Source organism: Vreelandella olivaria, from assembly GCF_023507745.1.
Classification (GTDB): Bacteria; Pseudomonadota; Gammaproteobacteria; order Pseudomonadales; family Halomonadaceae; genus Vreelandella; species Vreelandella olivaria_A.
On sequence record NZ_JALPZO010000057.1, the window covers coordinates 1 to 697 of the forward strand.

At 60.8% G+C, this 697-nt stretch carries 1 protein-coding gene; it reads right to left on the reverse strand.

Features of this window, described 5'->3' with window-relative positions; all coding sequences use genetic code 11:
* On the reverse strand, nt 1-697 hold a 697-nt coding region (locus HP566_RS04420), incomplete at both ends, for a GLUG motif-containing protein (RefSeq protein ID WP_249976051.1).

Below are 697 nucleotides of genomic sequence, written 5' to 3' on the forward strand. Positions count from 1 at the left end.
GCATAGCCCGTGGGAGTGTAACGATTGGCGGCGGCAATGGATGTGACGTTCGTTTGGCTGCCAGTGCCACCGCCTACGGCACTGGACTGCTCGGTACTCTCTACATCCCAGTGACTATGGCTGATATCGCCCCCATTCCACCCCACCAGCCCGCCAACGTTATTGTTGCCCGTTACCTGCCCGGTGGCGTAGCTGGCGGCGATATTGTTGTTGAGAGCGTCCCCCACCAGCCCGCCAACGAAAGTCCCGCCCGTTACCTGCCCGGTAGCGTAGCTGGCGGCGATATCGCTGTTGATAGCGCGCCCCACCAGCCCGCCAGCAGTCCCAGTTCCGCCCGTTACCTGCCCGGTGGCGTAGCTAGCGGCGATATTGCTGAGGCTAGCGCCCCCCACCAGCCCGCCAACAGTACCGTTGCCCGTTACCTGCCCGGTGGCGTAGCTGGCGGCGATATCGCTGTTGGCAGCGACCCCCACCAGCCCGCCAACAGCAGCGTTGCCCGTTATGTTGATCTCTCTAAGGCCGATACCACGAAGCATCGCACTGTCTGTGGCGCCGAACAGACCTATGTAGCTTTGAGTGGGTCGGTTAACAGTCAAGCCGGTAATGACATGCCCCAGGCCATCAAAGGTACCCTCAAAAGGACTCGTCCAAGAGCCGATAGGATTGAATCCCTCGCCATTATTCCAATTGGCCGAAG